Source organism: Mesorhizobium sp. M0590, assembly GCF_040320905.1.
In the GTDB taxonomy this organism is placed as follows: domain Bacteria; phylum Pseudomonadota; class Alphaproteobacteria; order Rhizobiales; family Rhizobiaceae; genus Mesorhizobium.
Genome location: NZ_JAMYQN010000021.1, coordinates 51,612 through 74,204, shown reverse-complemented (window position 1 = coordinate 74,204; position 22,593 = coordinate 51,612). Strand labels below are relative to the sequence as shown.

Sequence of the window (22,593 nt, the reverse complement as noted above, 5' to 3'; positions counted from 1 at the left end):
TGCTCCTGCCCTACGCCGCTTCCACCAGGCTGGCCGACTGGAAGTCATACAAGAGGATCGCGATCTCGAAGCCGCGCCGCTGCAGCCAATGCGCCGTCGTCGCCGCGCGGACACCGAGCAGATCGTCGATCAGCACGACGCGGGCGCCGCGCACGGCGATGGTGCGATAGGCGACACCGAGCAACTGCCCGCCCTCAGACGCGATCGACCCCGGAATATGCGCTTCGGCGAACTCGTCGGGCGTGCGCACGTCAAGCAGGTAGGTCGTCCGCTTTTCGTCCTTCGCCCAGTTCGCGGCCGTGGCCGCATTGATGCGGGGAAAGCTGTCGCCTTCGGCAAGCTTTGCGATGTGCTCCCCGGCGAAACGCTTGGCATCCTCGCTTGCCGGACCATAGATTGCGGTCTTGCCGGTTTCGAGTGCAAGACCGGCTTCGCGCCATGCCTTGGTGCCGTCGTGCAGATAGGCGACCCGGTTGGGCACGCCGGCATCGATCAGTGTCTGCGCCCCGATGATGGCGCGCGGCAGGCCGGCGCAGGAGACGACAACCTGCGTCTCCGGTGACGGCACCAGGTCGGCGAAGCGCAGCACCAGCTCGGCGCCCGGCACGCTGACGGCGCCCGGCACATGGTCCTTTTCGAACTCCGCCACCGTGCGGCTGTCGAGCACCACCACGTCGGCGCCTCGGCCTCTGAGCACCGCGAGCTCTTCAACGCTGACGACCGGGGTCCCCTTCTCGTCGCGGATCGCCAGCGAAAAATCGACGCCCGGCGTATCGAAGGTCGGCAGGCCTTCAACGCCGCTTTGCGTCCATTCCGGAATTCCACCGTTCAGCGAAAACAGCTGGGTACGGCCATACCCCACCAGTCGTTCGACAAGTTGCTCGGCAACGCCGCTGCCGTCGTCCGCCAGCACGGTGCGCACCGATTTGCGCGGGATGAAGCGGTCGATCTCGGCCTCGACCTGAGCCGCGGGCAGGTTGGTGGCGAACAGCGGCGATGCGTATCCGACAGTCGCGCTGTCGCGAATGTCTAGCACCGCCAGTTCTTCGCCATCCGCCAGCCATTGGCGAAACATTTTCGAATCGATCGTCCTGTCGCTCATGATGCTTTCCTCTCTTGCTGTTCAGCGGCGCCACGGATCGAACGCGCAAGGCCGAGGTTCTCGCGCAACGTCCCGCCTTCGTAAGCAGTCCGGAACAGACGCCGCCGCTGCAGCTCCGGAATGACGAGGTCGACAAAATCGGTGAGGCCCGTCGGCAGGATCGGCGGCATGACGTTGAAGCCGTCCGCGGCGCCACCGGCGAACCACTCCTCCATCATGTCGGCCACATCCTTTGGCGTGCCGACGATCTGGAAATGGCCGCGCGCGCCGGCAACGGCGAGATACAATTGGCGGATGGTCAGGTTCCGGCTCGCGGCCAATTCGGAAACGACTTTCAGGCGGCTCTTCACGGCATCGGAACTGCCCAGTGCCGGCAACGGTCCGTCGAGTGAATGGCCGGAAAGATCGACACCGCCGAGCAATCCTGAAACCAGCGCCACACCAACCACAGGATCGACCAGGCGCTGGATCGCATCGAACTTGTCCTCGGCCTCCGTGCGCGTCGGCGCGACGACCGGGAAGACACCGGGCATGATCTTCAAGCTGTCGGCGGAGCGGCCAAACGAGCCCAGCCGGCCTTTCAGTTCGCCGTAAAAGCCGCGCGCCGATTCGATGGTCGGGTGGGCGGTGAAAACCACCTCCGCCGTCCGCGCCGCCAAGTGCTGGCCGGCATCGGACGAGCCCGCCTGGACGATGACGGGATGGCCCTGCGGTGGGCGAGCGACGTTGAGCGGTCCCTTGACGCGGAAATGCCGGCCGACATGGTCCGGGGCGTGGATGCCGCGCCGGTCGATGGCGATCCCCGAAGCCTTGTCGGCGACGAAGGCATCGTCGTCCCAGCTGTCCCAAAGCTTCTGCGCGACAGCGACGAATTCCTCGGCGCGGGCGTAACGGTCGGCATGAACGGGATGCTGGTCGAGGCTGAAATTCGCCGCCGCCGGCGCATCGGCTGAGGTGACGACATTCCAGCCTGTCCTGCCGCCGCTGAGATGATCGATCGAAGCGAACAGCCGCGCCAAGTGGAACGGCTCCCAATAGGTGGTCGAGGCGGTCGCAACGAGCCCGATCCCTTGCGTGATGGTCGAGAGCGCCGACAAAAGCGTCAGCGGCTCGAAATGCACGACATGGCCGGTGCGCTCGAAGGTCTCGATCGGCTGCTCGCCATTGCGCGCGCTGAGGCTGTCGGCCAGAAACACCATGTCGAACAGGCCACGCTCGGCAGTGCGCGCGGCGTCCGCATAGTGCTGAAAGCTCAGGCCCGGATTGGCAGGCACATCGGGATGGCGCCAGGCAGCGACATGATGGCCCGGTCCGCGAACAAAGGCTCCAAGCCTTATCTTTCGATTTTCAGTCATCAGCGGTTCTCAGGCTGGTCGCAAAGGGCGTTCCTATCTAGCGCCTGCCAAACCCGCTGAGTGAAAGAATGCCTTTCGCCAGCTGGCAATTATTGTTTTTTGACATCGGATTACGGGAAAGCACGATGGTCGTTGCCGGGGCGGTGGGCTAGAGCCATGACCACCGGCGTCGCAAAGGTTCTTGATGCTTCATACCCTTTCCTCCCCGCTACGTTCGATCCCTCGTTCAATCATCATCGTTGGCGGCGGCTTTGCCGGCGCGGTTACCGCGATCAAGCTGCTCGACCGTTCAACTGAGCCGCTGGCAATCACCATCATCGAGCGCCGGGCCCAACTCGGCCGCGGTGTTGCCTACAGCACCTGCGATCCGAACCATCTCGTCAACGGCGCGGCGCGTATCTTCTCGCTGCATCCAGACGATCCCGATCACCTCGTCCGCTGGCTCCTGGCGAATGGTCCGGACCAAGGCTGGACACCGCCCGAAGATGTCCCGGACTCCAGCCCGCCACGTTGGCTGTTCGGCAGCTATGTCCAGTCGGAACTGACGAGAGCGGTTCGAGAAGCAGATGGGCGCTCCTCGCTGCGCCACATCAAGGCATCCGCCGTCGACATGCTGACGGGTCCGTCCGGAGTCTGCGTCGGCACCGGCGACGGCCAGCAATTGCTGGCCGATGAGGCCGTGCTGGCGACTGGGGTGTTCCAGAGCGAGCCAGCGGCGGCAGAAGCACCTGTCATCAGCGATCCCCGCTACGTCGCAAATCCCTGGGATTCGGCGGCGCTCGACCGGCTCACCGGCAGCAAGAAACTGCTGCTGATCGGCTCCAGCCTGAGCATGGTCGACGTCGTCGCCAGCATGGAAGCGCGCGGCTTCAAGGGCGGTTATCGCGTCGTGTCGCGGCGCGGACAGATCGTCGAACCTCGGCGCAACACGGAAGCGTGGCGCGATTTTCTCGCCGGGCGGCCGCTGCCGAAAACCACCAGGGCGCTTCTCGCACTGGTCAAGGCCGAACGCCGGGCAATCGAAACCACCGGCCTGGACTGGCAAGGGCTGCCACTGACGATCCGGCCGTGGATCCTGGCCTTGTGGCAGGGCGCCACCGACAGGGAGCGCTTGAAGTTCGCACGCCATCTGCGCGCCTTCTGGGATGTCACCGCGCACCGCGCGGCGCCACCGAGCTTTGAGCGCGTGGCACTGGCGCGAAGCCAAGGCCGTTGGACGGGTGGAGCGGGACGGGTGCTGGCACTCCATCCGCAGGCAAATGGGATCGTCGCTGAAATCCGCTGGCGCGATACCGGCGCAGTCGAACGGCTGCGCTTCGACGGCGTCGTCAACTGCCGCGGCCATCAGGAGCATGATTGGCGACGGATCGCCGATCCGTTCGTCCGCAGCCTGCTTGAGAACGGCATCGTCAGGCCCCATGCAACCGGCTTCGGCATCGACGCGACGCATGGCGGCCAGGTGATTGCCGGTAACGGCAACACCCATGGCAATCTGTTCGCCATCGGCCATCCGCTGCGCGGCGTCGCCTGGGAATCGAGCTCAATCGGCGAACAACTGGCGCAGGCCATAGCCCTTGCCGGCCTTCTGGTCGGAGCCAGCCCAAGGCTGCGTGCTTTGGCCTGAAGTTACCGGCTTTGCGAAATGGAAGAAACGAAAAGGGCCGCAGCTCGATGCGGCCCTTCTCTCATGATTGCCCGGCAGATTTAGGCGTTCGGGTCGAGATAGGCGTCGGCGAAATTCGCTGACAGGCCTTCGGCGCCAGGCGCGTAGTTCTTGACGGTTTTGCGGGCGATGATGATGGTGGGTGGCGCGATCAGATTGATGATCGGCAACTCGTCGGCGATGATCTCCTGGAACTTGAAGAAGAGTTGCTTGCGCTTGGCCTCGTCGAGCTCGACCGATGCGGCTTCCAGCAAACGGTCAACCTCCGGGTTCTCATAGTGCGCGCCGTTGGAGAACGGCAGCCCTTTCTTGATGTTCTTCGACCAGTAGAGCCGCTGTGCGCCGGCGCTCGGATCGAAGATGTTGCCGCAGGATTCCGTCGACAGGTCCCAGGTGCGATCGGTGTAGATGGTTTTGACATAGGTTCCGAAGTCGAATTTTTCGATCTCGGCATCGATGCCTATCTTGGCCAATGCCTGCTTGAGGAAGTCGGCATAGCCCCACGGGTTGTAGGGATTGTTGGTGAGCCTGAGCTTGAAGCGAATGCCGTCCGCTCCCCGCTTGAAGCCGGCCTCGTCGAGCAGTTTTTCCGACAATGCCGTATCGACGGTCGCGGCCTTTACGTCGGGGTCGAAATACTTCTTGTTGACGACGCTGATCGGCGTCGGCGAGACTTGGCCATAACCGTAAAACACGATTGCATTGACCGCGTCGAGGTCGATCGCGTGCGCGATTGCCTGACGGACCTTCTTCTCCTTCAGGATCGGGTTTTCGAGGTTGATGATCAGTTGGTGCAGCGGGCCGCTATAGGTGAAGACCGTGCTGTCGACGACGAATTGCGGCAGCGCGTTGAAACGCTCCAGATCGGCGAAGGCCACAGGGTTCGGTCCGATGTCGACCTCGCCCGTTTCGAGCGCCGCGGCGCGCGCGCCCGGATCGGTGATGAAGCGGAAAATGATCCGGTCGAGATAGGGTTTAGGCGCATCCCAATAGGTCGGGTTCTTTTCGACGAGGATGTGGCTGCCCTTCACCCATTCCTTCAGCACGAACGGCCCGCTGCCGATGATCTGCTCGAAGGACGGATCGTCAGCCGGCTTCAGCTTCTCGTAAATGTGTTTGGGCACGACAGGCGATTCCGTGGCGGCCAGCCCCGAAATCAGGGCGGCGGACGGCTTCGACAATTTGATCTTTACGATATACGGGTCCGACGTGTCGATGTCGGTGACGTTCTGGAAGGTGATGCGCCCGCGCGGATGCGCTTCGCGCAGCCGGGAGATCGAAAAGGCCACGTCCTCGGAGGTCAAATCATGGCCATCGCTAAACTTCACCCCCTGGCGCAGCTTGAAGACGTATTCGAGCCCGTCGTCGCTGATCGACCATTCGGTGGCCAGTTGCGGTCGCGGATTGAGATCGTAGTCGTAGGCGAGCAGGCCGTCGAAAATCTTCGGACCGATGGTGGCCGGTCCGCCAGCGCTGGTGTTGATGGAAACGATCTGGTTGGGCTCGGGATAGTAGACGAAGTTGAGCGTGCCTCCGGCCACCGGCTTTGCGTCTTCTGCGAATGCCCCGGCGGGAAGTGCTGCACTCGCGCCGGCCAGCAGCAGGAACTGATTGAACAGGCGTCGGTTGATGGTCATGGTCGGTACTCCGAATTGGCGCGATTTATCTTTCATGGAGAAAAGTCGGGATCGTCGTTTTCACGCGCCGGTCCCAACCAGAGGGCTTGCAGAACGCTTAGGCGTTTGGCGCGAGCCATATCTGCGCGAAGCTGTTGTTGATCCCCTGAGCGCCGGGCGCAAAATCCCGGACCTTCTTGTTGGCGACGATCTGGGCGCCGGCGGCGACCAGATCGACCGACACCACGTCGTCATGGATGATGTGCTGGAATTTGTGCCAGAGCTCGCGCCGCTTGGTCTCGTCGGGCTCGATTGCCGCGGCTTCGAGGATCTGGTCAACCTTGGGGTTTGCATAGTGGCTAGCGTTGGAGAAGACGAGGCCGATCTTGAAGTTCTTCGACCAGTAGGCGCGCTGGACGCCGAGCGTCGGATCGAAGGTGTTCGACAGCGACTCGACCACCAGGTCCCAGGCGCGGTCGGTGTAGACGGTCTTCAGGAACGTCGACAGGTCAAGCTTGAGGATCTCGGCATCGATGCCGACCGTCGCCAACGACTGCTTGATGAAATCGGCATAGGACGCCGGCAGGAACGCGTTGTAGGCAAGCCGGAGCTTGAAGCGCGTGCCATCGGCGCCACGCGGATAGCCGGCGTCGTCGAGCAGCTTCTCCGCCAGTTTGGTATCGGGCTCGCGCGCCTTGATGCTGCGGTCATACCATTTGGGCAGCGCCGTGCTGATCGGGCTCGGCGATACCTGCGCATAACCGTAGAGCGCGATGTCGACCAGCTTCTGCAGGTCGATTGCGTGGGCGATGGCAAGGCGCACATCGCGCTTGGTCAGGATTTCGTTCTCGTAGTTGAAGAACAATTGCTGCTGTGGGCCGGAATAGGCGTAGGTGTTGGTGTCGACGACCAGAGCGGGGTTTGCCTTCAGCCGTTCGATGTCGGCCAGCGGCACGGGATTGGCGCCGATATCGATCTCGCCGGTTTCAAGAGCCGCCGAACGTGCGGCCGGGTCGAGGATGACGTGCAGGACGATGCGGTCGAGGTAGGGCCGAGGCGCGTCCCAATAATCCGGATTGCGGTCGAAGATCAGATGGCTGCCGGGCACCCATTCCTTGAGAATGAAGGGACCGGTGCCGATCGTCTGTTCGAGCTTCGGCTGTTCCGCCGGCTTGAACGTTTCGTAGACGTGCTTCGGCACAATCGGTGATTCCGAGCTGCTCAGTGCCGTGATCAGATAGGGCGCCGGCTTTGAAAGCACGATGATGGCGGTGTGCGGATCGGGCGTCTCGACCGCGGTCACGTTTTGGTAGGTGATGCGGCCGCGCGGATGCGCCTCCTTCAGCCGGAAGATGGTGAAGGCAACGTCTTCCGACGTGAAGTCCTTGCCGTCATGCCATTTGACGCCCTCGCGCAGTTTGAAGGTGTAGCGCAGGCCGTCATCGCTGATCGACCACTCCGTCGCCAGCAGCGGTTTCGGGCTGAGGTCATAGGCGAAATCAAGCAGACCTTCATTCACCTTGGGACCGATCGCCTGGCCGGTGCCCGACGAGGTGTTGATTGCAATCAGCGACGTGGGGTCGGGATAGTAGGCCCAGTTGAGCGTGCCACCCTGGACCGGCGTTCCTTCGGCAGCGAAGGAAACCCCGGGCAATGCGAAGCTCGCACCGCCAAGCAACAGCAGCTGGTTGAAATGACGACGATTGACAGACATGGCCTTGAGCTCCGGAAAACGGCTTCGATGGCATCCGGCGGCCGAACACACTCCGGCGCCTCGACGCGATGATCTCTGCCACGCCGCAAAACCGGAAGAATGATTTTCTATCGTCTGCCGAAAGCACCGCTTCGCACGACCGTTTCATTCCAGGATCTGGCAACGCTGCTCGACGCCCAAATCAGCGCTCCGATCTTATTTCTACAAGAATTGTAGACATTACGATTTTTTAGATTTCCGTTCCCGCTGCCGCGACGCTGCGGCAAACGAAATTTTCCACCGAGCACTTTAGCGCAAAGCCCGCCCTCGTCGCGCCCGGCCTGAACGTGTTGAATGCGCTCTATGGTCGATCTCATTCGCGCAAAATCAAGGAAGCTGCGGCCGACGTTGGCGAGGCTTCCGCCGCTGACGTCGCTTCGCGCTTTTGTCGCAACCGCCCGCCACCTGAGCTTTACGCGGGCGGCCGAAGAACTCCATGTGACGCCTGCCGCCATCGGCCAGCAGATCCGCCTGCTCGAGGATCACCTCGGTCAACCGCTGTTCCATCGCAACCGCGGCGAGCTTCTGCTGACGTCGGCCGGCCAGGCGCTGATGCCCGGCCTCACCGAGGCTTTCGACGTCGTTGTCGAGTCGGTCGCGCGGATTTCCGGCGACGAGGAGGATGCGCCGATCAAAGTGTCGGTCGCGCCCTCCTTCGCCAGCAAATGGCTGATCCCGCGCCTCGACGCACTGCGCGACGCGGTACCCGGCCTAGAAGTGCTGGTCAACGCATCGACCAGGCTTGCCGACTTTGCCAGCGAAGACGTCGACTGCGTCATCCGCTACGGGTCGGGCGCCTATAGCGGCCTGCTGACGGAACGGCTTTTTTCGGAAGCGGTGCTCCCCGTCTGCAGCCCGGAATTTGCCCGCATGCACGGTCTCTATCGCGGGCCGGAGGGGCTGCGTGACGCACCGATCCTGCATGAGGACGGTCCGGAACGCGATCCAAGCTGCCCTGACTGGAAGGGCTGGCTGAGATCCAACGGCCTGTCTGGCCGCTTTGTCGAGGGCGGTATACGGCTTAGCCAATCGTCACTGGTGCTCGACGCTGCTGCTGCCGGCAAGGGCATCGGTCTCGGCAAATTCCGGCTGGCCGAGCCTGACCTTGCCGCAGGGCGGCTGGTCAGTCCGTTCGGCTCACCGCAGCCGGTCGAGTTTTCCTATTATTTCGCGACGACACCGCACAAGGCGAAGCTGGCGACAGTCGAGCGCTTCCATGGCTGGCTGAAGGCCGAGGCGCGGAGGCTTGGCGCGCTCGACTTCACGCCGCCGGCGGCGCTGCCGGCGCGCATCGCCATCATCGCCGCCGAATAGCCCCGCCTCGGTCTCGCGAGCAGGCGCGCGCCTATTTGAGCTTGAAGCCCAGGGCCTTCAGCACTTCGCCCAGGCGATCACGGCCTTTCAGCGCTGCTTTGCTGCCGATGCGGTTCGAAAGCAACTCTGTCCAGTCCACCACAGGCATCGCCTGCTCCTGCTGGAATAAACGAAGCCTCTGGTTGTAGGCTGCAAGATCGTCCGGATCGGGCTCTGATCGATAGCGCTCGCGGTGCAGCACCACAGCCTGCGGCAGTCTGGGCTTGATGTCAGTCGCAGCCAGGAGATCGGGATAGCCGACGGTCAGGCCGAACACCGCCACGGTTTCCGGCGGCAGACCGAGTTCGCGTGCCACCTCCTGCGGATGATTGCGCATGGCGCCGATGTAGCAGGAGCCGAGCCCGAGCGCATCGATCGCCACCACGGCATTCTGCGCGGCAAGTGCGGCGTCGATCACGGCCAGCAGAAAACTCTCCTGATAGTCGAGCCCCTCGCCCTCCCGGCCGTTTGCCTCGGCTATGGCGCGCAGCCGCGACAGGTCGGCCAGCCAGACCAGCAGCAGTGGCGCCTGCTCGATATGGCGATTGATCGCCGCCAGTCCGGCAAGCCGCGCCTTGCGCGCCGGATCCTCGACGACGACGACACTCCACGCCTGGAGATTGGACGAGGTCGGTGCCGACTGGGCGGCCGCGATGATCAGTTCGAGCATTCCTTCGGGCAGAGGCCTGGCGAGATAGTTGCGGACCGAGCGATGCGAAAGGATCGCCTCGAGGGCTTCGTTCCAGTTTCCGGTGTGCGTATGTTGCGGCGCCCGGTAACGCCGCCGCAGCGCCGCTTCACCACGCAGGTCGGCGTCGGAAGGGCGGATGCTGAAGGCGGCCGGCTGTGACATCGTCTTCCCTACTTGGCAATCTGGCTTCCCTCGCCGGCCCTTGCCGGTTCAAGAAGCGCGGCTTAGGCCCCATTGCGCAATAGCGGAAGCAACTGATCGCCTTGCCGCTTGATCTCGGAAAGGTACGGCGTGTCCGAGAGCACGAAATGCGTGATGCCCAGATCCCCGTACCTGCCGAGCGAGTGGGCGACGTCGGCGGCCGAGCCGACCAGCCAGGTGGTACCGGCACCGCCGCCGCCATATTTGCCCGGCGCAGTATAGAGGTTGTCGTCCAGCACCTCGCCACGCGCGTGCAGATCAAGCAGACGCTGCTGGCCCACCGCTACCGCCCGACCGTGATCGTTCCAGCCGGCGCCTTGGCCCTTGGCCATCTCCTCGACCTTCGCCTCGGCGTCCGCCCAGGCCTGGCCAGTGGTGTCGCGGACCAGCGTGGTGACCCGCAACCCGAATTCCAGAGGCGGGAGGTCTCGGTCGAGTTCGCTGCTCAAGGCTTTGAGCCGCTCGATCCGCTCCCGGACGCCGTCGAGCGGCTCGCCCCAGAAGAGCTGGACATCCGCCTCGCTGGCCGACACCCGCTCGGCCGCCTCCGACGCGCCGCCGAAATAGAGCTTCGGATGGCGACGATCGCCACGCACAGGAATGCGGGGCATGACGGTAGACCCGGTGACCTGGAAGTGCTCGCCCGCAAAGGTCACGTTCTCTTCGGTCCAAAGTCTGCGGACCAGCCGCATGAACTCTCCGGTGCGGGCATAGCGATGGTTCTGCTCGCCTTCGCTGTCGCCATACGCAGCGAGGTTGTCCTTGCCCGACACTATGTTGATACGCACGCGCCCGGCGATCAGCTGGTCGAGCGTGGCGACCGCGGATGCGAAGTGCGCCGGCCGCCAGTAACCCGGGCGGATCGCGATGAGCGGTTCGAAGGAGGTGGTCCGCGCGGCGAGCGAGGCGGCGACGGTGAACGTGTCGGGCCGCCCCCAGCCGGTACCGATCAGCGCGCCCTTCCAACCGTGTTCCTCAAGCGCCTTCGCGTGGCTGGTCAGCGTCTCCAGGCTGTTGTGGTCCTCGACGGCCGGCTCGCCGCGATGACCGGGATCGACCTGGTTCGGGATGTACCAAAGAAACTCGGTATCAGCGCTCATTCTCGGGCCTGTATTTTTGTCGGGCATGCAGGTCAATGGCAGGACCTTCCGCTCAGCTGCATTTTGATGATCATTCAAAAGGCTGCCCCTTGCAGCCCTGGCGCCTTGCGCGGCTGCGGTGCAAAGCGGCTTTCGGGCCTGATAAGGCCGAGGTGGTCGCGCAGCGTGCGCGCTTCATATTCGCTGCGGAACAGGCCACGCCGGCGTAGGATCGGCACCACCGTGTCGACAAAGACCTCCAGTCCGGTCGGCAGGACGTCCGGCATCAGGTTGAAACCGTCGGCGGCGCCGGCGACAAACCATCTTTCGATGTCGTCGGCGATCTGCTCGGGCGTGCCGACGATGGTGCGGTGGCCGGTGCTGCCGTTCAGCGCCCGGATCAGCTGGCGAACGGTGAAATCGTTGCTGCGCGCGAGCGCGAGCGTGGCCTTGAAGAAGGTGTGGCCGCCATTGGGGGGCAGTTGAATCCCTTCTGGCAGCTTCTCGTCGAGCTTCAGCCGCTCGCGGTCGATGCCGAGCACGCCGGACAGCCGCCCAAGGCTGTAGTCGAGCGGAATGCGATCCCACAGCTCTTCTTGCCGCCGCTCCGCTTCCGCCTCTGTGCTGCCGATGATGGTGGCTAGGCCGGCGAGGTTGAGCGGCACGCCGCCGGTGCGGCCATAGGCGACGGCACGCGCCTTAAGTTCCCGCGCATAGCCGAGCGCTTCCTCGAAAGATTGCGATGCGGAAAACACGGCTTCGGCGTGGCGGGCGGCGAGGTCCTTGCCGTCATCGGACCCGCCGGCCTGGACGACCACCGGATGCCCTTGCGGCGAACGCGGCACATTGTGCGGCCCGTGCACCGAGAAATGTGCGCCCTTGTGGTCGATGGCGTGAACCTTGGTGGCATCGACGAAGCGCCCGCTGGCGACATCACCGATGAAGGCATCGTCCTCCCAGCTGTCCCACAATGCCTTGACGATGTCAGCGAATTCCGCCGCCCGCTCGTAGCGCCGGCCATGATCGATGGCACCGTTGAGGCCGAAATTGCGGGCCGAGGCGGGATCGGCCGTGGTGACGATGTTCCAGCCGATGCGTCCGCCGCTGACATGGTCGAGCGTCGCGAAGCGCCTGGCGATATTGTAGGGCTCGTTGAAGCTGGTCGATACCGTGGCGATCAGGCCGATGCGCTCGGTTGCGGCGGCTACCGTCGCCAGCACGATGGTCGGCTCCAGCGACGTGATCGGACGATAGTCAATGCGGTCCGATATCGCCGCCTGGTCGGCAAGGAATACGGCGTCGAGCTTTGCGCGCTCTGCGATCTTCGCCACCTGTACATAGTGGTCGACGGTGAAGGCGGCATAGGGGTCGACGCCGTCCATCCGCCATGCCGCCGGCGAGAAGCCGGCATGCAGGACGTTGACGTTGAGATGGAGCTGCCGGCCGCTCATCGAAAGACGCCGGGCTCGGGATAAGCGCCGGTCAGATACCAGGTGCCGACGGTGCGGGTCTTGTATTCGGCAGGGTTGTGCAAGGTGTGAATGCGTGCGTTGCGCCAGAAGCGGTCGAAGCCGTATTTGCGCACTGCGGAGCGGGCACCCATCACCTCGAATATCTCGGTCGTGACTTCGAGCGCGACATCGCCTGCCAGCACATTGGCCGCGGCGACGGCAACCGCCGCCTCACCGCGTTCTTGCTCGGTCAGCGCCTTGCCGCGCGCGATCGCATGATCGATCGCCGCCCCCGCGCGATCGGCCAGCGCCGTCGCCGCCCGCGTCTTGACCCAGAGCTCGCCATACTGCCGCTTGATCCATGGATCGTCGATATGGCGCTCGACGCCGGAATACATCCACGGCCGCGAACTATTGAGCGTATAATCTCGCGCCGCCAGCAGCGCGCCCTGGGCCGTGCCGACAAAGACATTGAGCAACACGCTCTGCTGCTGCAGCGGGCCGATGGTGCGGATTGGCAACGACGCGTCGACCCAACCGCGCACCAACTCGCTGTCGTGGATCCTGACGTCCTTGTAGGCGACCTTGCCGCTGCCGGTCTGCGTCTGGCCGATGCCGTCCCAGTCGTCGAGAACGGTGATGCCTTCGCGGTTCGCCGGGATCGCCGCGAATTTCCTCTCGCCGCTGACCTCGTCTTCCCACGAGGTCGAAAGATAGTCGGCGACATGCGAGCCGGAGGCGAAGGGTTTGAAGCCGTTGACGATCGTCCACTCGCCATCTTTGCGGCCGAACAGCGTTTTGGAAAAACTGTTGCCGGTGTTGCCCCAGAACCAGTCGCCGGCAGCCGAACGCCGTAGCAGATCGGCTGAGCGCGGTTCGTCCGAATTGAGCCTGGCGGCGATCAGCGCGCTGAAATGGTAGCCATAGATATGGCCGATCGAGCCGTCGACCTTGGCGAACTCGCGCCCGATCTTCAGCGCTGTCGAATAGGGTTCGCCGGCGCCGCCGAATTCCTTGGGGATGACGATGGTGAGCAGGCCGCTTTGCTTGAGCAGACGGATCTGTTCGGTAGGCCTGCCGCCAAGCTGGTCGCGCTCGACCGCATCGCGGGCAAAGATGTCGCGCAGCTCGACCGCCTTGGCGATCCATGGATTGGACGTATCGGGATCGAAGGTCATCGTCTCACTCATGCAGATGCGGGAAGCCGTGGCGCTCGGCAAGCAGTGCGAGAATGCGCCTGGTGTCATCGGCGAAGACCTTGCCCTTGGCCCTCGGCAAGTCGGCGGGCGGATCGCTGCCGATGATCAGCACCGGCAGCGACTGGTGCCGTTCGCCGAGCGCGTCGATCACCTTGCCCCTCGGCCTTGCGAACGGGACGCGTTCGACGTCTAGTCTGCTGGCGAGATCGGGAAAGGCAGCGAGCAATCCCTCAACCTGGTTGCAATAGGGGCAGACGAACGTCTGGCCCGGCTGCTTTGGGTCGGCGAAACCCGGCTGGATGAGAAAGAGCGTGTCGCGCGCCATTGCCGGCCTACTCCGCAGCCGCCGCGGCATGCCGCGAAAAGCGGTTTGCCGGCCGCTTCAGGCCGAGATTGTCGCGCAAGGTGCTGCCCTCATACTCATCGCGGAACAGGCCACGGCGGCGCAGTTCCGGCACCACCAGCTCGATGAAATCCTTCAGGCCGCCGGGCATGATCGGCGCCATGATGTTGAAGCCGTCGGCACCGTAATTCTCGAACCGCTCTTCCATGATGTCGGCGATCTGTTGCGGCGTGCCGACCACTTGCCAGTGGCCGCGGGCGCCGGCGATGCGCAGATAGAGCTGCCGGATCGTCAGATTCTCGCGTCGCGCCAGATCGATCACCAGAGCCTGCCGGCTCTTGCCGGCATTGGTCTCCGGCAAATCCGGCACCGGCCCGTCGAGCGGATAGGCGCTGAGGTCGAAGCCGCCGGCCAGCGCCGAGACCAGACCGAGGCCGACTTCCGGCTGGATGAGATCCTGCAGCTGTTCGAACTTCTCCCGCGCCTCGGCTTCGGTGCGGCCGACGACCGGGAAAATGCCTGGCAGGACTTTCAGGTCATCCTCCGAGCGGCCATATTTGCCGAGCCTGCCCTTGACGTCGGCATAGAAGGCGGTGGCTTCGTCGAGCGTGATCTGCGCCGCGAAAATCGCTTCCGCGGTACGAGCCGCCAGCTCTTTGCCCGGACCCGACGCCCCGGCCTGGACCACGACCGGATGGCCTTGCGGCGTTCGCGGCGTGTTCAGGGGACCACGCACCTTGAAGTGCTGGCCCTTGTGGTTCAGCACATGCAGTTTGTCCTTGTCGAAATAGCGCCCGCTTGCTCTGTCGCGCGGGAAGGCGTCATCTTCCCAGCTGTCCCACAGGCCGAGCACGACATCGGCGAATTCCTCGGCGCGGTCGTAGCGCTCGCCATGCTGGATATGCGTCTCGTGACCGAAATTGAACGCTGCCTCCGGATCGGACGAAGTGACCAGATTCCAGCCGGCCCGCCCGCCGCTCAGATGGTCGAGCGACGCGAACTGGCGGGCCAGATTGTAGGGATCGGAAAAACTGGTCGACGCCGTGGCGATGAGGCCGATATTCCTGGTCACAGCCGACAGTGCCGACAGCAGCGTGATCGGCTCGAACGGATAGACGCCGCTATGCGCCTTGCGGCTGGCGGCCTCCAGATCCTTCAGCCGCGCCGCCACGCCGTCGGCGAAGAAGATCGTGTCGAACTTGGCTGCTTCCGCCAGCCGGGCCAGCTCGACATAGTCGTTGAGGCTGGTCCCTTCTCCTGCCTCCGGGTGGCGCCAGGCTGCGACATGGTGGCCGGTGAAGAGAAGAAAGGCTCCAAGCTTGACCTTGTCCTTGCGGCTGGCCATGTTCCGCGCCTCCTCAGCGATACAATCCGCCGACCGGGAATTCCCCGGTCAGCAACCAGGTGCCGATCGTGCGCTTCTTGTATTCGGCCGGATTGTGCAGCGTGTGCGTGCGCACGTTGCGCCAGAACCTGTCGTAGCCGTTGGCCTTGGTGGCTGAGCGGGCGCCCATCACCTCGAAAACCTCGCTCGACGCATCGAGGCCGATTTGTCCAGCGTAGACATTGGCGGTGGCGAGATCGATCGCCGTCTGCCCGCGCTGCTCCAGGGTCAACGCCTCGCCCTGGCCATAGGCGGCATCGAGGCTGCATGCCGCTATATCGGCCAGTTCGGCCGCGGCGAGCGTGCGGATATAGAGGTCGCCATATTTGCGTTGCACGAACGGATCGTCGGTATGTTTCTCATAGCCGGAATAGACCCAGGGGCGCGATTGCGAGACCGTATAGTCGCGGCCTTCGCTCAGCGCTCCTTGCGCGCTGCCGACGAACAGGTTGAGCAGGACCGCCTGCTGGAACAGTGACGTCAGCGTCTGGAATGGCGTCAGCGGCACCGCGGGCGAGCCAATCAGTTCGTCATCACCGACATGCACGTCCTTGAAGGTGACCTTGCCGGAACCCGTCTGGCGCTGTCCGACGCCGTCCCAGTCGTCCTCAATGACGATGCCCTCACGGTCAGCCGGGATTGCGGCTGCCAGCCGGTCCTGACCGTCCTCCCAGGCGACCTGGATATAGTCAGCGATGTGCGAACCGGAAGAAAAGGGCCGAAAGCCGCTCAGGATCCAGCCCGTGCCGTTGCGCCTGGCCGTCGACGTCTTCGACATGGCGTTGCCGGAATTGCCCCAGACCCAGTTCTCCCTTGCCGAGCGTTTCAGCAGTCGGTCCTTCTGCGCCTCGGTCCCGCGAAACAGCACGCCGTTGAGCGGCAGATGATGGTAGCCGTAGAGATGGGCGAGCGAGCCGTCGGTGCGGGCGAATTCGCGCACGACGCGCAGCACCGACAGCCAGGGTGCGCCCTTGCCGCCATAGCGCTTGGGAATCTGCGCCGACGGCAGGCCGCTTTCCTTCAGCAGACGGATTTGCTCGACCGGCCGCCCGCCGGCCTTGTCGCGCGCCACGGCATCCCGATCGAAGATATCGCGCAGTTCGACCGCCGTGGCGACGAACGGGTCGGAAAGGTCAGGGCTGAAGGTCATCGGCGTTTGTCCATGGAAATGCGTCTATTCCGCCGCGATCGTCCGCGCCGGCCGCCAGACGGAAGCGGCATAGGCGTCTTCGCCGAACTCGGCCGGATGGCTCCCGGTTATGCGACTCTCATGGCTGTCGAGATCGGCGAGGAAGAGATCGCGGCTGATGCGCGCGACCACAGCCGGCACATCGCGCCTGATCGACGGCACATCGCCGATCGGCAGGCCGAAACTGACAAAGCCGCCGGGATTGAAGACATGGATATTCCTCAGGAATGGCGCCTCCCCCGGCGCCTTCTCGAGAAATTCATGGCCGAGGCCGAGATAAGGATGGGCGCCGAAAAACTCATCCCGCTCTGCTTCCGACGGCGCGTACTGGTCGCGCCATAGCCGGATGGCGGTGGCGAAATCGGCAAGTTCCGGCTTGCGGGTCGGGTCGGCAAAATAGCCGGTACCGGCGATGACGAAGTCGAAGGCAAATGTTTCGCCGGCGATCTCGGTGACGACCTTGCCGTCTTCGACATCCGCATTTGTCCAGGGGGCACCGAGATGGAGATGAAAATTCTGGTGCCGCACCGCCCGCTCCACCGCATCGAGCGGTGGCGTCGAACCGGCCTCGCGGAAGCGCAGCGCCTGGCGCCAGCGCACCGCAACGGGCAGCAGCGGATAATTGTCATAGGCCCCGGGATAGCCGCGCACGCGGTTGATCGGCACGCTGGCGATGCTGGTGCGTCTGGCGAACAGACGCACCGATTTCGCGCCGGCCTCAAGGGCAGCTCCGGCCGCATCGAATGCCGAAGCCGCCGACCCGACGACAGCGATTGCCTTTCCCTTGAGCGAGGCAAAATCGATTGCCGCCGAACTGTGTGCGACAAGGCCCTGCGGCAAGGCGGCAAGTACCGCCGGTATCACTGGACCGCCGCTGCCGCCAAATCCATTGGCCAGAATGATCTTGCGCGCCGTTTCGACCGATGGCGTGCCGTCGGCTTCGAGGTGCAGGCGAAAATGCCCGCCAGCCGGCTCGATGCGAATGAGACGTGTGCCGTAACGAATGCCGATGCCGAGAAAGTCGCGATACCATTTCAGGTAGTTCGCCCAATCCGTCCGTACGATGCGGTCGAAACCGGCATAGGCTTCCGCACCGTGGCGGGCTTCGTACCAGGACTGAAAACTCAAGCCCGGCAAGCCGAGTTCCGGCCCCGGCAAGCCCTTTGGCGTTCGCAACCGGTTCATCCGCGCATGGGAGAGCCAGATGCCAGCCTTGCTCTCGTCCGGCGCGGCATCGATGACCGTAACCTTGCCGATGCCGGCGCGCCTCAACGCGAAGGCAAAGGTGGCGCCCGTCTGCCCGCCGCCGACGATGAAGACATTGTGGTTGATGCCCTCGCGGTCCGGCACCCAGTTCTGCGGATCAGGGCCGATCAGCCGAAGTGTTTCATGGGCGTGGAAATCTGGATCGGATGGTAAAGCCATTTGGGCTCCGGCTGAAGTTCAAGCGTCGCGCCAAACTCCGCCCCAGTCGGCAAACAGTCCAGAAATGTCTGCTTTGATTGCCCGGTAGTTTTTTTCACTTGCATCCGATTTCACAATCGGGAGCGCCATCGGGCAAATGGAGATCGGAGCTTCCAGGAGACGCGATACTACCCGGCCAGCGGATGACCGGGCCGCAGCCGCGGTCTACGGACCGCCGCGGCCGGTGCAATTGGTGCCGGTATTCCGCTCGCGACTGGAGCGGCGATTGGCGAAGGGTCATGAACCTGCAAGCGGATGGATCCACACTTTGCTCCGCACAAGGGCATTTTGAGACTACGGCCGAGTTCAGAACCCGCCTAATTGCACGTCGTTGCCGCCGATTGCCGTACGCATCGCTGAAGGGTCTTTTGAAGCCGGGAGTGTTGAGCTACCTGTGACGGGTGCCATCAACGAGACGGAGAAAATCGACGAACGGGCCCAAAATCATTTCGCTAAAAGTCACGGATTTACCCGACAGCGCTCAATTCAAACCCGAAGAATTAAGCGTAACATATTGATATGTAATAATATGGTGGGCCCGGAGGATGTACCAAGATTGTTGATTTCATTGGCTTTTTCGTGGGCCAAAGTCGGAAATCTTCCCGTATCGTTCCGTATGGTACCGCGACAGCCAGACAGTCGAACATCGCGGCCCTATCCCGCGGGCTGCCGAACATGTCACAACCGCTTCGTCAGCACCAAATGGCACAGCGCGCGCCAGTATTCCGCGGCCGCCCGGTGAGGCATCATGAGAAGCTTCTTGCAGCACTTGATAAGCGCGACAGCGCCGAGGCGCGCGCAGCGATCGTCAACGACATAGCAGATGCGGCAGCCCGAATTAAGCTGCATGGCGGACTAGCTTGAGGCCCTGTTTGGGAACTGCCACACGGTAGCTCCCATAGCCCACCTTCACGAGCAAGCTTTCCTTGCACATGCGGGCGAGGTAGCAGCGAGGAACGCCGATGTCGGTCAGGTCTTTTGTCCGGACTTCGCCGTTCTCAAGAGCGAGCGAGACGGCGCGTTCCCTCAATGTCGGCTTTGGGCCACCGGCAAGCCGGATCCGCTCGGCGCGGTCGCGATCACGCTTCCGCATCCTGACGGAGGGCTCTGGCGTAGCTTTGAGGGCAATCTGCAACACATAAGTTCGCGGTTTCGTTCAGCCCGGCGAGCCCCGCCTTTTCTACGCCATGACACGATGCTGCGCGCCGGCATCCGATGTTTCCCTACGCTACGATCCGCTTCGATCCTGCCCGCTCACTCTCGGTCATTCTGTCCGCAAAAAAGTCCACCACTTCAGTCATTTAGCCTCTTCAATTGGAGTAATCGCGTCACATCGAGGTAAGCCTGCGCAGGGACCGAACCTTTCCCTTCATTGAAGTGCCCTCTTCCCAAGCTTAGTCAATGAAGCAATTGGGGGCGGAATACATCTGGGCACTGGACTTGGTCGGCGACCTGAACTACCGCCATCTCACGAGCCTGGACTATGCTAGCGCGGAGCGCGCTTGCCAATCCCGCTTCTTTCGATCCGTTTCCTTGGGCGTCACTCCCACTGCATCAAGCGCCGAAAACTCGTGAGACCATAATCCGGGCAGCGCCGGCAATTGGCGCTGTTCGGGTACAGCAGTGCTGTGTCCTCTCCTGTTCTACGGACGAAGCAAATCCGAGAGGTTGTCTGACTTTTCTATTTTGTCTGTGAGGTCGAGCCCCGACAGGAGGTCGACCAGATGGCTGGTCATCAGGTCGGCCGCTTGGGAACTACGCCCTGCTTCGATTGCATCGACCAGAGCGTGATGGGCGTGTTTCTCACAGGTCGCGTCGCGCCGTTTCCAGTAGAGTGCGATGATGAGAGAAGAATGAGAGACAAGGTCGCGAACGAATTTGGTGAACACCGAATGTGCAGCGATTTCGGCGACGCCTACGTGGAAACGTGCCGACAGCATGATCGCCTCACTGTCCCGGCCGGCGTGAAGTGCTTCATGCTCCCTCTCGAGATGCTGCCGCAACTGCGCAATGTCGGATGGCACTGCTGCCTTCGCGGCAAGCCAAGCCACCTTTGGTTCAATCAGCGCTCGTGCCTCGAATACCTCTCGCGCTTCCACCGTCGATGGCTGGGCCACGAAGGCGCCGCGGTTTGGCTCCAGCCGCGCCAACCGGTCATGAGCCAGAGCTTGCAGGGCGGCACGAATGACGGTTCGGCTCACCGAATAGATCGACGCCAGCTCATCTTCCGGCAGCTTGGTGCCAGGGGCGAGACGGTGGCTGACGATGGCATCTCTCAGACCATAGTAAATCGGCGACCAGCGGGCTGCCGGTTTTTCGTCGCGGTCTTCTTCTCTGAGCACTGTCAACATGCTTCTCAACGCGCAGGCACGATACTGCCTGATTCATCCCAAACAGCTCAACGGTCGATGCAATCTAGTATCGCTTACGTGGCGGTCAATCCCGGGACACAGTATCTCAATTTGTGGGGCCAGGCGCGTTCTGGGTCGGCGGTATAGCTGCCGCAGCGCCCGCCGGAGACAGCGATTCATAGATGCCCGAAAACCGTTTGCCGCGGGGAGCAGCGTAGCCACCAATCTTCGATGTCCTCAGACCGACTCTGAAAAGGCTCTCTGCCAAGGTGACCGCGCAGGCGACACCGTCGAGTACGGGAACGCCGTGTTCCTCCGATAGGCTGCTTGCCAGATCGGCCATGCCTGCGCAGCCAAGAACGATCGCCTCCGCCCTGTCCTCGTTGATGGCGCGCGCGATCTCGTCCGAGATTCTGGCCCTGGCGTCCGAGCCCGGCAGTTCGAGATCGAGCACGGCAACTTCCGACGACCTGACTTTCGCGCAGCGCGACGCGAGGCCGTATTTCGCCAGGTTGTGCTCGATCGCGGGGACGGAGCGGGCGAGCGTCGTCACGACGCTGAACTTGCCGGCGACGAGACTAGCGAGGTGGAAGGCGGCCTCGCCGATGCCGATGACCGGGGCCTCGGCGGCGCAACGTGCCGCGTCCAGCCCGGTATCGTCGAAACATGCGATGACATAGGCATCGATAGCGGCCGCCTTGCTCATTTCGGCGACGATACCCGGAATAGCGAAGACTTCGTCGTAATAGCCTTCGATGCTCGGCGGACCATCGCCGGGATTCACCGAAACGATTTCCGTCCCGGCAGAAGCGACGCTCGTCGCGACCTTGCCGATCTTGGCGGTCATCGATGCGGTCGTGTTGGGATTGATGACGAGTATGCGCATGCCGATCAGCCTCAAATCTCGCCGCCGAGATAAAGATGCTTGACCCGTTCGTCGGTCAGCAAATCAGCGGAGTTCCCACTCAGCGCAACGCTGCCGGTAGTCAGCGCATAGGCTCTCTGGGAAATGCGCAGCGCCATGCGTGAGTTCTGCTCGACCAGCAGAACGCTGACTTTCTCGTCGCGATTGATCGCCACGATCGAGCGGGCAAGGTCCTGGACGAGCTTGGGCGCGACGCCCAGCGACGGCTCGTCGAGCAGCAGCAGACGCGGCTTGGCCATCAGCGCGCGGCCGATGACCAGCATCTGCTGCTCGCCGCCGCTCATCGTGCCGGCGGCTTGCGAATAGCGCTCCTTGAGGCGGGGGAAGCGGCCAAGCACCATTTCCAGCGAGCCAGCGATCTCGGCCTTGTCGGATCGGGTGAAGGCGCCCATAAGGAGATTGTCCTTGACCGACATGTAAGGGAAGACACGGCGTCCCTCCGGCACCATGGCGATGCCCATCTTGACGATCGCATCGGGGGCGGCGGCGTCGATGCGCCGGCCATTGTAGTGGATCTCGCCGGACTTGATCTTGCGCAGCCCAGTAATGGCGCGAAGGATCGACGACTTGCCGGCGCCATTGGCGCCGACCAACGCGACGGTCTCGCCCTCATTGACTTCCAGCGACACGCCCTTCAGCGCGTAGACGTGATCATAGTAGAGTTGGACATCAGCAAATTTCAGGATCTGGTTCATAGCCCGATGGCCTCGTCTTCGCTGCCGAGATAAGCCTCGATCACCTTGTCATTGTTCTGGATTTCCGCTGGCGTTCCCTCGGCGATCTTCTGGCCGAAATTCAAGACGACGATGCGGTCAGAAATCTTCATTACGGCAGGCATGTCGTGCTCGACCAGAAGGATGGTGAGGCCGCGCTCGCGCAACCGTCTGACCATCGCCACCATTCTCATCGTCTCGTCGTGGTTCATCCCGGCGAAGGGCTCGTCAAGCAGCAGGATCGACGGGCTCGTGGCGAGGCCGATGGCGATGCCGAGAGCCCGCAAGTGACCGTGCGGCAAGTTTCGGGCGATTTCGCCGGCGAGCGACGACAGGCCAAGCAACGCCAGAATCTCGTCGGCTGATGCGCCAAAGGCTGCCTCGTCAGCCTTAGCCGTGCCAGTACCGAGGAAGAAGCCAAGCAGGCTCGCGGTGGAGCGCAGATGGTGAGCGATGATGACGTTGTCGCGCACGCTCATGTTTTTGAAGATCGTCGTTTCCTGAAACGTCCGGACGACGCCTTTGCGTGCGGCTATGTGCGGCGCGAGATCGGAGATGCGCTCGCCCTTTAAGCGCACTTCGCCCGATGTCGGCCTGAGGAACGACGAGATCAGCTTGAATAGCGTCGACTTGCCGGCGCCGTTGGGACCGATGACCGACAGAATCTCCTTCTCGCGCACCGAAAAGGAGATGTTGTTGACCGCGACGAGACCGCCGAAGCGTTTCGTCAGAGCCGAGACCTCAAGCAGATCGGCCATGGC

General features: G+C 63.1%; 18 protein-coding genes. 2 read left to right on the top strand and 16 right to left on the bottom strand.

The features are described 5' to 3' along the window. Positions 1–10: 10 nt before the first annotated feature. Together NKI52_RS27035 and NKI52_RS27030 are read right to left on the bottom strand one after the other, a co-directional pair. Positions 11–1,102 carry a rhodanese-like domain-containing protein gene (locus tag NKI52_RS27035; protein ID WP_352700308.1) on the bottom strand — a complete coding sequence of 364 codons (1,092 nt, stop codon included), beginning with the start codon at positions 1,100–1,102 and terminating at the stop codon, positions 11–13. After that, a complete protein-coding gene (locus NKI52_RS27030) occupies positions 1,099–2,460 on the bottom strand; it encodes an LLM class flavin-dependent oxidoreductase (RefSeq protein WP_352700323.1) in 1,362 nt (453 codons plus the stop codon). Before NKI52_RS27030 ends, NKI52_RS27035 begins: the two co-directional genes overlap by 4 nt. A gap of 181 nt (positions 2,461–2,641) precedes the next feature. Here NKI52_RS27030 and NKI52_RS27025 point away from each other — a divergent pair, with 181 nt between their 5' ends. After that, positions 2,642–4,081 (top strand): FAD/NAD(P)-binding protein, encoded by a 1,440-nt coding sequence (locus NKI52_RS27025; RefSeq protein ID WP_352700322.1) that lies wholly within the window; start codon positions 2,642–2,644, stop codon positions 4,079–4,081. 80 nt (positions 4,082–4,161) lie between these two features. Here NKI52_RS27025 and NKI52_RS27020 read toward each other — a convergent pair whose 3' ends face one another. Both NKI52_RS27020 and NKI52_RS27015 read right to left on the bottom strand, forming a co-directional pair. After that, the gene (locus NKI52_RS27020) at positions 4,162–5,757 is read right to left on the bottom strand and encodes an ABC transporter substrate-binding protein (protein ID WP_352622002.1); all 1,596 of its coding nucleotides are present in this window, start codon (positions 5,755–5,757) and stop codon (positions 4,162–4,164) included. A 97-nt stretch (positions 5,758–5,854) separates the two neighbouring features. Further along, positions 5,855–7,450: an ABC transporter substrate-binding protein gene (locus NKI52_RS27015; RefSeq protein WP_023679442.1), complete on the bottom strand. Its 1,596-nt coding sequence runs from the start codon at positions 7,448–7,450 to the stop codon at positions 5,855–5,857. Positions 7,451–7,837: 387 nt separating this feature from the next. Between NKI52_RS27015 and gcvA the strand changes: the two genes are divergently transcribed. Beyond that, entirely contained in the window at positions 7,838–8,803 is a 966-nt protein-coding gene (gene gcvA / locus NKI52_RS27010; protein WP_502897804.1) for a transcriptional regulator GcvA, read from the top strand. 31 nt (positions 8,804–8,834) lie between these two features. Here gcvA and NKI52_RS27005 read toward each other — a convergent pair whose 3' ends face one another. The 12 genes from NKI52_RS27005 to NKI52_RS26950 all read right to left on the bottom strand — a co-directional run bounded on the left by NKI52_RS27005 (position 8,835) and on the right by NKI52_RS26950 (position 22,590). Continuing rightward, on the bottom strand, positions 8,835–9,695 hold the full coding sequence (locus tag NKI52_RS27005; protein ID WP_352647894.1) for an NADPH-dependent oxidoreductase: 861 nt from the start codon (positions 9,693–9,695) through the stop codon (positions 8,835–8,837). A 62-nt stretch (positions 9,696–9,757) separates the two neighbouring features. Further along, positions 9,758–10,834: an LLM class flavin-dependent oxidoreductase gene (locus NKI52_RS27000; RefSeq protein ID WP_352647892.1), complete on the bottom strand. Its 1,077-nt coding sequence runs from the start codon at positions 10,832–10,834 to the stop codon at positions 9,758–9,760. Positions 10,835–10,908: 74 nt separating this feature from the next. Further along, the gene (locus tag NKI52_RS26995) at positions 10,909–12,264 is read right to left on the bottom strand and encodes an LLM class flavin-dependent oxidoreductase (RefSeq protein ID WP_352647890.1); all 1,356 of its coding nucleotides are present in this window, start codon (positions 12,262–12,264) and stop codon (positions 10,909–10,911) included. Beyond that, positions 12,261–13,442, bottom strand: a complete 1,182-nt coding sequence (locus NKI52_RS26990; protein WP_352637664.1) for an acyl-CoA dehydrogenase family protein — start codon at positions 13,440–13,442, stop codon at positions 12,261–12,263. Before NKI52_RS26990 ends, NKI52_RS26995 begins: the two co-directional genes overlap by 4 nt. 4 nt (positions 13,443–13,446) lie before the next feature. Then, entirely contained in the window at positions 13,447–13,788 is a 342-nt protein-coding gene (locus NKI52_RS26985; protein ID WP_352637662.1) for a DUF3088 domain-containing protein, read from the bottom strand. A 7-nt stretch (positions 13,789–13,795) separates the two neighbouring features. Continuing rightward, a complete protein-coding gene (locus NKI52_RS26980; RefSeq protein WP_352637661.1) occupies positions 13,796–15,151 on the bottom strand; it encodes an LLM class flavin-dependent oxidoreductase in 1,356 nt (451 codons plus the stop codon). A gap of 13 nt (positions 15,152–15,164) precedes the next feature. Continuing rightward, positions 15,165–16,340, bottom strand: coding sequence for an acyl-CoA dehydrogenase family protein (locus tag NKI52_RS26975; RefSeq protein ID WP_352637659.1), 1,176 nt, complete (start codon positions 16,338–16,340; stop codon positions 15,165–15,167). Between the two features lie 24 nt (positions 16,341–16,364). Then, positions 16,365–17,804: an NAD(P)-binding domain-containing protein gene (locus NKI52_RS26970; protein WP_352637657.1), complete on the bottom strand. Its 1,440-nt coding sequence runs from the start codon at positions 17,802–17,804 to the stop codon at positions 16,365–16,367. 1,682 nt (positions 17,805–19,486) lie between these two features. Further along, positions 19,487–20,194 (bottom strand): GntR family transcriptional regulator, encoded by a 708-nt coding sequence (locus NKI52_RS26965; RefSeq protein WP_352621166.1) that lies wholly within the window; start codon positions 20,192–20,194, stop codon positions 19,487–19,489. Positions 20,195–20,300: 106 nt separating this feature from the next. Next, positions 20,301–21,080 carry an aspartate/glutamate racemase family protein gene (locus NKI52_RS26960; protein WP_352647876.1) on the bottom strand — a complete coding sequence of 260 codons (780 nt, stop codon included), beginning with the start codon at positions 21,078–21,080 and terminating at the stop codon, positions 20,301–20,303. An 11-nt stretch (positions 21,081–21,091) separates the two neighbouring features. After that, positions 21,092–21,814, bottom strand: a complete 723-nt coding sequence (locus NKI52_RS26955; RefSeq protein ID WP_023679427.1) for an ABC transporter ATP-binding protein — start codon at positions 21,812–21,814, stop codon at positions 21,092–21,094. Next, positions 21,811–22,590, bottom strand: coding sequence for an ABC transporter ATP-binding protein (locus NKI52_RS26950; RefSeq protein ID WP_023679426.1), 780 nt, complete (start codon positions 22,588–22,590; stop codon positions 21,811–21,813). Before NKI52_RS26950 ends, NKI52_RS26955 begins: the two co-directional genes overlap by 4 nt. Positions 22,591–22,593 lie beyond the last annotated feature (3 nt).